The organism is Pedobacter sp. UBA4863 (assembly GCF_002399615.1).
Lineage (GTDB): Bacteria > Bacteroidota > Bacteroidia > Sphingobacteriales > Sphingobacteriaceae > Pedobacter.
The window spans coordinates 1-8,731 of record NZ_DHDZ01000020.1 but is presented as its reverse complement, the minus strand read 5'-3'; the positions used below and the strand labels follow the sequence as shown (position 1 = coordinate 8,731).

Below are 8,731 nucleotides of genomic sequence, written 5' to 3'. Positions count from 1 at the left end.
AAACGACCTTGCTTACCTTTCAAGATGTCTGAAAGTGATTTCAACGCACGGTTACCTTCAGTTTTAACAGCGTTTACTTTACGTGAGTTATCGAACAACGAATCTACAGCTTCCTGTAACATACGTTTTTCGTTACGTAAAATAACTTCTGGTGCTTTAATCTCGATTAAACGTTTTAAACGATTGTTACGAATAATTACACGACGATATAAATCGTTCAAATCTGAAGTTGCGAAACGACCACCTTCTAAAGGTACTAACGGACGTAATTCTGGTGGAATAACTGGAACAATCTTAATAATCATCCACTCTGGGTTATTCTCAATGTTTGCTCTAGAACCACGGAAAGCCTCTACCACTTGTAAACGTTTCAAAGCTTCGTTTTTACGTTGCTGAGAAGTTTCGTTAGCGGCTTGGTGACGTAAATTGTAAGATAAGCTATCTAAATCAATGCGTTTTAATAAATCTTCTAAGGCCTCTGCTCCCATTTTGGCAACAAATTTATTAGGGTCTTTATCGTCTAAATATTGATTTTCTTTCGGTAATTTATCTAAAATATCAAGATACTCTTCTTCAGTTAAGAAATCCATAAACTGAATACCTTGATCTGCCATTAAACCTGCTTGAATTACTACATAACGTTCGTAGTAAATAATCAAATCTAATTTTTTGGTTGGCAAACCTAATAGATAACCAATTTTGTTAGGTAAAGAACGGAAATACCAGATGTGCGCCACAGGAACCACCAAATTGATGTGCCCCATACGCTCTCTACGTACTTTCTTTTCTGTTACTTCAACACCACAACGGTCGCAAACAATACCTTTATAACGGATACGTTTGTATTTACCGCAATGACATTCGTAATCTTTTACCGGACCAAAAATACGCTCGCAAAACAAACCATCACGTTCTGGTTTGTAAGTACGATAGTTGATCGTCTCTGGTTTTAACACCTCACCACTAGAACGTTCCAAAATAATTTCTGGAGACGATAAGCTAATCGTTATCGAGGTGAAATTGCTTTTTAATTTATTATCCTTTTTGTAAGACATACTTCTTTAAGGTTAAAGCTTAAAGCTCAAAGCTCAAAGCTCAAAGACTAGGCAGTAAAGCTTTTATCTTTTTGCTTTCAGCTTTCAGCTTTCAACTTAGTTAATCTAACGTAATATCTAAACCTAAGCCGCGTAACTCGTGTACCAATACGTTAAACGATTCTGGTACGCCTGGAGTTGGTAGGTTTTCGCCTTTAACAATGGCTTCGTAGGTTTTGGCTCTTCCAATAACATCATCCGACTTCACAGTCAAGATCTCTTGAAGGATATTAGCCGCACCAAATGCCTCTAATGCCCAAACCTCCATCTCACCAAAACGCTGACCACCGAACTGAGCTTTACCACCCAATGGTTGTTGCGTAATTAATGAGTACGGCCCGATAGAACGAGCGTGCATCTTATCATCAACCATGTGACCTAATTTCAGCATATAAATAATACCTACAGTAGTTGGTTGGTCAAATTTATCACCCGTTAAACCATTGTTTAAGTAAGTTCTACCAGAAGCTGGCAAACCTGCTTTAGCAATCCATTCTTCTACCTCATCGCTCTTCGCACCGTCAAAAATTGGAGTTGCGAATTTCACGCCCAATTCTTTACCAGCCCAAGCCAATACGGTTTCGTAGATCTGACCCAAGTTCATACGTGAAGGTACACCTAGTGGGTTCAACACAATATCAACTGGCGTTCCGTCGTCTAAGAAAGGCATATCTTCATCACGTACAATACGAGCAACAATACCCTTATTACCGTGGCGACCAGCCATCTTATCACCTACTTTTAGTTTACGTTTTTTAGCTACATAAACTTTAGCCATTTGAACAATTCCTGATGGAAGCTCATCTCCAACGCTAATGGCAAATTTATCACGTTTGTAAGCACCTAGTTCTTCGTTTACACGGATACCATAGTTGTGCAACAACATTTTAATTTGCTCATTTTTGTCTTCGTCAGTAGTCCATTTGTATGGATTAATGTGAGCATATTCTAGATCGGCTAATATTTTTTGAGTAAACTTAGCGCCTTTAGCAATTAAAAGTTCTTTGTAAACGTTGAATACACCTTGAGATGTTTTGCCATTTACAACTTGGAACAATTTATCTACTAATTCGTTTTTAAGATTCTCAGTAGCGATATTATATTTCTTGTCTAACTTCTCAATTGCTGATTTTTCTTCAGCTTTTGTAGTTTTCTTAGCTCTAGAGAATAATTTAGTATCGATAACCACACCTTTAATTGATGGTGGAGTTTTCAACGAAGCATCTTTTACGTCGCCGGCTTTGTCTCCAAAGATTGCACGTAATAATTTCTCTTCTGGTGAAGGATCAGACTCTCCTTTTGGTGTAATTTTACCGATAAGGATATCGCCTTCTTTCACTTCTGCACCGATACGGATGATACCGTTTTCATCTAAGTCTTTAGTAGCCTCTTCAGAAACGTTAGGGATATCCGGAGTTAACTCCTCTTCGCCACGTTTGGTATCACGTACTTCTAGTTCAAACTCTTCGATGTGTAATGAAGTAAAGATATCTTCTCTAACAATACGCTCGTTAATTACAATCGCATCCTCAAAGTTATACCCTTGCCACGGCATGAAAGCTACTTTTAAGTTTCTTCCTAATGCCAATTCGCCATCTTCAGTTGCATAACCTTCGCAAAGTACTTGTCCTTTAGTAACTTTTTGACCTTTTTTAACAATTGGCTTTAAGTTGATACAAGTGTTTTGGTTGGTTTTTTTGAACTTAGTTAATCTATAAGCTTTGCTATCTCCTTCAAAAGAAACTAAACGATCGTCGTCATTTCTTTCATATTTGATTACAATTTGATTTGCATCTACATACTCTACAACACCATTTCCTTCTGCATTGATCAAAGTTCTCGAGTCGCGAGCAACGCGACCTTCTAAACCTGTACCTACAATTGGAGCCTCAGGACGTAACAATGGTACGGCCTGACGTTGCATGTTCGATCCCATCAAAGCCCTGTTCGCATCATCATGTTCTAAGAACGGGATTAACGAAGCAGCGATTGAAGTAATCTGGTTAGGTGCAATATCCATCAAGTCTAATTTCTCAGGCTCGATAATCGGGAAATCGCCCTCGTAACGTGCTTTAACACGTGGTGTAGAGAAATTACCTTTATCATCGTAAGCAGCATTAGCTTGAGCGATAGTTTTACCATCTTCATCTTCTGCAGACAGGTAAATCACATCCTCATTCATCGCCACTTTACCGTCAACAACTTTTTTGTAAGGAGTTTCGATAAAACCTAAGCTATTGATTTTAGCATGTACACATAGTGATGAAATCAAACCAATGTTTGGACCCTCTGGAGTTTCGATAGTACACAAACGACCGTAGTGCGTGTAGTGAACGTCACGAACCTCGAAACCTGCACGCTCACGAGATAAACCGCCTGGACCTAAAGCCGAAAGACGACGCTTGTGCGTAATCTCTGCCAAAGGATTGGTTTGATCCATGAACTGTGAAAGTTGGTTGGTTCCAAAGAAAGAGTTGATTACAGACGACAATGTACGAGCATTGATCAAATCTGTTGGCGTAAACACCTCGTTATCGCGAATGTTCATACGCTCACGGATAGTTCTAGCCATACGAGCTAAACCTACACCAAATTGTGCGTACAATTGCTCACCTACCGTACGTACACGACGGTTTGATAAGTGATCGATATCATCCACCTCTTCTTTAGAGTTGATTAATTTGATTAAATATTTAACGATGGCAATAATATCTGCTTTCGTTAATACTTTAACCTCATCAGGGGTATCCATTTTTAACTTACGGTTAATGCGGTATCTACCTACATCACCCAAGTCATAACGTTTATCCGAGAAGAATAAACGATCAATGATACCTCTTGCAGTTTCCTCATCAGGTGGTTCTGCGTTACGCAAAGCACGATAGATGTTTTCCACAGCCTCTTTTTCAGAGTTAGAAGTATCTTTTTGTAAAGTATTATATATAATGGTGTAATCAGCTTGCGAAGCACCATCATCTTTAGTTAAGATGATCGTTTTAACACCTGCATCGATGATTAAATCAATATGCTCGTCTTCTAAAACAGTATCCCTGTCTAAAATAACTTCATTACGGTCAATAGAAACTACCTCACCGGTATCCTCATCCACAAAATCTTCTACCCATTTTCTAAGAACTCTTGCAGCTAGTTTACGTCCGGTATATTTCTTCAAACCAGATTTGCTAACTTTTACTTCATCAGCTAAATCAAAAAGTTCTAGAATATCTTTATCAGAATCGTAACCAATAGCACGCAATAACGTAGTTACTGGGAATTTCTTTTTACGGTCGATATAAGCATACATTACGTTATTAACGTCTGTAGCAAACTCAATCCAAGATCCTTTGAAAGGAATAACACGGGCAGAGTACAATTTGGTTCCGTTAGTGTGACGGCTTTGACCGAAAAACACACCTGGAGACCTGTGCAATTGAGATACAATTACACGCTCTGCACCATTGATTACGAAAGTACCTTTCGGGGTCATGTAAGGAATAGTTCCCAAATACACGTCCTGAATAATGGTTTCGAAATCTTCGTGTTCAGCATCGTTACAAGAAAGCTTCAATTTAGCTTTCAACGGAACGCTGTAAGTTAGCCCACGGTCAATACATTCTGGAATGTCATAACGAGGTGGATCAATAAAATAATCTAAAAATTCTAAAACAAAGATGTTTCTAGAATCAGTGATTGGGAAATTTTCAGCAAACACTTTAAATAAACCTTCTGTATGACGGTTATCTGAAGTGGTTTCTATCTGAAAAAATTCTCTAAATGATTGCAACTGCACATCCAGAAAATCTGGATAATCGATAATGTGCTTACTACGTGCAAAATTTACTCTTTGGTCGACTTTATTTGCCAAGGGACTAAATTTAATTTAGTTTAAGAATAAACTATTTTTTGGTATTTAAAGGGAAGCATTTCATTCACCAAACAAAATGAAATGTTTATAAACGGGAATAGACTCCAACTTTAAAGTCGGAGTCTTTTCTTTGAGTTTCGTTATATTAAGTGATTACTTAATCTCAACTACTGCTCCAGCTTCTTCTAATTGTTTTTTAAGAGCTTCTGCTTCGTCTTTAGCAACACCAGCTTTTAATTCTTTAGGTGCACCATCAACTAAGTCTTTAGCTTCTTTCAAACCTAGACCAGTTAAGTCTTTTACTAATTTAACTACTGCTAATTTTTGACCACCAGCATCTTTCAAGATCACATCAAAAGATGTTTTCTCTTCAGCTGCAGCAGCTTCGCCACCAGCAGCAGGAGCAGCTACAGCTACCGCAGCAGCAGCAGGCTCGATACCATACTCGTCTTTTAAGATTTGAGCTAATTCATTAACTTCTTTAACTGTTAAGTTTACTAATTGCTCAGCAAACGCTTTTAAATCTGCCATTTTATTAAGATTTTAAAATTTTACGTAATTGTTGTTTGTTTAAATACGAACTTATTAGGTGTCCGTTAACCTCTTTCTTGTAGTGTTTTAACAATACCTGCGATCTTACCTCCGCCTGACTGCAAAGCAGATACCACATTTTTAGCTGGTGATTGTAATAATCCAATGATTTCGCCAATAAGTTCTTCTCTTGATTTAAGACTTACTAATGCGTCTAACTGGTTATCGCCAACGAAAATTGCTGTGTCAACATAAGCGCCTTTCAATTGAGGTTTATCTTCGCCTTTACCTTTTCTTAGTGATTTGATCAGCTTAGCTGGACCATTACCTACTTTTGAAAATAATAAGGCAGATTGACCTTTTAATGCTGTGAATATCTCAGATGAGTCGCCTTCCAATCCTTCGATCGCTTTTTTGATCAAAGTATTCTTTGCAACTTTCATTTCAATACCGCTCTCGAAACATTTGCGACGGATGTTATTTACTTTTTCAACAGATAAGCCTGAGGTATCGGTAATATAGAAATTACCATACTCTTGCATTTTCTCTTGTAGAGCTAAAACTACTTCTTGTTTTTCTTCTCTGTTCATAATTAGATCCCCGCTACTGATTTAGTTTCAATTGCAATTCCAGGACTCATTGTTGAAGATACATGAATGCTCTTAAAATAAGTTCCTTTAGCAGCAGATGGTTTCAATTTTGAAATTACTTGTAGAACTTCTAAAGCATTTTCATAAATTTTCTCCGCTGGGAATGATACTTTTCCGATTGAAGCGTGAATGATACCAGTTTTGTCAACTTTAAAATCAATCTTACCGCCTTTTACATCAGTTACAGCTTTACCAACTTCGTTAGTTACTGTACCCGATTTTGGGTTTGGCATTAAGTTTCTTGGACCTAAAACACGGCCCAACTTACCTACTTTTGCCATACACGCAGGCGTAGTGATAATAATGTCTACATCTGTCCAACCACCTTCAATTTTAGCTACATATTCGTCTAAACCTACAAAATCTGCTCCTGCAGCTTTAGCCTCTTCTTCCTTATCAGGAGTACAAAGCACTAAAACGCGAACAGTTTTACCGGTACCGTGTGGTAAGGTAGCTATGCCACGCACCATTTGATTGGCTTTACGCGGATCTACCCCTAAACTCACATCAATATCAACTGATGCATCGAATTTAGTTAACGTAATTTCTTTTACCAAAGCTGATGCTTCTTTCAAAGAATACGATTTACCGGCTTCTAGTTTAGCGTGTGCTATTTTTTGATTTTTTGTTAACTTAGCCACTAGTGTAAACTGTTAATGTTAAATAATTAGTTAAAAGGCGCATCACCTGAAACAGTGATACCCATGCTACGTGCTGTACCAGCAACCATACTCATTGCTGATTCGATAGTAAATGCATTTAAATCAGGCATTTTATCTTCAGCAATTGCCTTAACTTGATCCCAAGTCACCGATCCAACTTTTTTACGGTTAGGTTCAGCAGAACCACTCTGTAATTTGGTAGCATCTTTTAATTGGATTGCCACCGGAGGGGTTTTGATGATGAAATCGAAAGACTTGTCAGCATATACAGTAATTACAACTGGTAATACTTTACCTGGCTTATCTTGGGTACGAGCATTGAATTGTTTACAAAACTCCATGATATTCACCCCTTTAGCACCTAATGCAGGTCCTACTGGTGGCGATGGGTTTGCAGCTCCGCCTTTGATCTGTAATTTGATCAGTGCACTGACTTCTTTTGCCATTTTTTGTTTTTGTTTAATTAAAACTCAATGTTAAATTTTGGAAGCAATGTAACATTTAGAATTCCTTAGATTGCTTTATAAGCAAAAAGGACTGCAAAGATATAAATTATCTTGCAGTCCTCCAATAGTTTTTATAAAAAATTTATTACTCTTTTTCTACTTGCATGTAGTTAAGCTCTAACGGTGTTTTTCTACCGAAGATTTTAACCATTACTTTTAGTTTTTTCTTCTCTTCGTTAACCTCTTCAATAATTCCTGAGAAACCATTGAAAGGGCCGTCCATTACTTTTACGTTTTCGCCAACGTAATAAGCAACGTTCATGGTCTCGCTTTGTTGGCTCATTTCATCAACTTTGCCTAAAATACGGTTAACCTCTGCTTGCCTCATTGGAATAGCGTTACCTGCTTTATCGCCCAAGAAACCTATTACACTGTTAATTCCTTTAATTACGTGCTCTAACTCTCCGTCTAAAGCCGCCTCAATCATTACATAGCCCGGGTAGTAGTTACGCTCTTTGGCAATCTTTTTACCGTCTTTCATCTGGTAGTATTTTTCCGTTGGGATTAATACTTGAGGTACTAGATGAGACAAGCCTAAACGACTAATTTCCGAATCAATGTACTGCTTTACTTTCTTCTCTTTACCACTTACCGCTCTAACAACGTACCATTTCAACTGATCGCTCATCTAATTAAATCTATTTTAAAGTGAATTGTAAAAAGTTTCGAGAATATAGTTAGCGCCTTTATCCATAGCAAAAATTACTAAAGATATAATGGCCGAAGCCACCAAAACCAAGACTGCAGAATTTTGAAGACTGCCCCAAGTAGGCCAAGTTACCTTTTGGGTCATTTCTTCGTACGATTCCTTTATAAATTGAACTACTTTAGCCATATTTAAAAACTTTAAATGAAAAAATTTTGAATGATTGAATGGGCGAATTACTCATTTAAACACTTCAAAATTTATCATTTTATTTGCACGGGAACAAGGATTCGAACCCTGATCAAAGGTTTTGGAGACCTCTATTCTACCATTGAACTATTCCCGTGTATTAAAAAGAGCTAGCCAAAACTAGCTCTTTTTTTTATATTATAGCTTAAAATTAAGCTAAGATTTCAGTTACCTGACCAGCACCTACTGTTCTACCACCTTCACGGATAGCGAAACGTAAGCCTTTTTCCATTGCGATTGGGTTGATCAACTTCACAGTGATCGTTACGTTATCGCCTGGCATAACCATTTCAGTACCTTCAGCTAATGAAATTTCACCAGTTACGTCTGTAGTACGGAAATAGAATTGAGGACGGTATTTGTTAAAGAATGGCGTGTGACGACCACCTTCTGCTTTTGACAATACGTAAACCTCTGCTTTAAAGTCTGAGTGAGGAGTTACTGAACCTGGTTTACAGATAACCATACCACGACGGATATCAGTTTTCTCAATACCACGTAACAATAAACCTACGTTATCACCAGCTT

The 8,731-nt window shown here is 37.7% G+C and carries 7 protein-coding genes, 1 tRNA gene and 2 pseudogenes; all 10 read right to left on the bottom strand.

Features of this window, described 5'->3' with window-relative positions; translation table 11 throughout:
* Positions 1-1,055, bottom strand: a pseudogene (locus B3I52_RS03455) (DNA-directed RNA polymerase subunit beta'); the annotation flags it as partial.
* A gap of 100 nt (positions 1,056-1,155) precedes the next feature.
* A complete protein-coding gene (gene rpoB, locus B3I52_RS03450) occupies positions 1,156-4,959 on the bottom strand; it encodes a DNA-directed RNA polymerase subunit beta (RefSeq protein WP_293298765.1) in 3,804 nt (1,267 codons plus the stop codon).
* Between the two features lie 153 nt (positions 4,960-5,112).
* Positions 5,113-5,490, bottom strand: a complete 378-nt coding sequence (gene rplL, locus B3I52_RS03445; protein WP_097131870.1) for a 50S ribosomal protein L7/L12 — start codon at positions 5,488-5,490, stop codon at positions 5,113-5,115.
* A gap of 65 nt (positions 5,491-5,555) precedes the next feature.
* Positions 5,556-6,080: a 50S ribosomal protein L10 gene (gene rplJ, locus B3I52_RS03440; RefSeq protein ID WP_293298762.1), complete on the bottom strand. Its 525-nt coding sequence runs from the start codon at positions 6,078-6,080 to the stop codon at positions 5,556-5,558.
* A 2-nt stretch (positions 6,081-6,082) separates the two neighbouring features.
* A complete protein-coding gene (gene rplA / locus B3I52_RS03435) occupies positions 6,083-6,781 on the bottom strand; it encodes a 50S ribosomal protein L1 (RefSeq protein ID WP_293298759.1) in 699 nt (232 codons plus the stop codon).
* A gap of 26 nt (positions 6,782-6,807) precedes the next feature.
* Entirely contained in the window at positions 6,808-7,248 is a 441-nt protein-coding gene (rplK, locus tag B3I52_RS03430) for a 50S ribosomal protein L11 (RefSeq protein WP_293298757.1), read from the bottom strand.
* Between the two features lie 145 nt (positions 7,249-7,393).
* Positions 7,394-7,936 (bottom strand): transcription termination/antitermination protein NusG, encoded by a 543-nt coding sequence (nusG, locus tag B3I52_RS03425; RefSeq protein ID WP_293298755.1) that lies wholly within the window; start codon positions 7,934-7,936, stop codon positions 7,394-7,396.
* A 15-nt stretch (positions 7,937-7,951) separates the two neighbouring features.
* Entirely contained in the window at positions 7,952-8,143 is a 192-nt protein-coding gene (gene secE, locus B3I52_RS03420) for a preprotein translocase subunit SecE (protein ID WP_293298752.1), read from the bottom strand.
* 86 nt (positions 8,144-8,229) lie between these two features.
* Positions 8,230-8,300 (bottom strand) — tRNA-Trp (locus B3I52_RS03415).
* A 54-nt stretch (positions 8,301-8,354) separates the two neighbouring features.
* Positions 8,355-8,731: pseudogene (tuf, locus tag B3I52_RS03410) on the bottom strand (elongation factor Tu); the annotation flags it as partial.

Excerpts from the sequence above, each read along its gene's own strand:
- rplL (WP_097131870.1), bottom strand. The coding sequence starts at position 5,490 with ATGGCAGATTTAAAAGCGTTTGCTGAGCAATTAGTAAACTTAACAGTT.
- rplJ (WP_293298762.1), bottom strand. The coding sequence starts at position 6,080 with ATGAACAGAGAAGAAAAACAAGAAGTAGTTTTAGCTCTACAAGAGAAA.
- rplK (WP_293298757.1), bottom strand. The coding sequence starts at position 7,248 with ATGGCAAAAGAAGTCAGTGCACTGATCAAATTACAGATCAAAGGCGGA.
- nusG (WP_293298755.1), bottom strand. The coding sequence starts at position 7,936 with ATGAGCGATCAGTTGAAATGGTACGTTGTTAGAGCGGTAAGTGGTAAA.
- secE (WP_293298752.1), bottom strand. The coding sequence starts at position 8,143 with ATGGCTAAAGTAGTTCAATTTATAAAGGAATCGTACGAAGAAATGACC.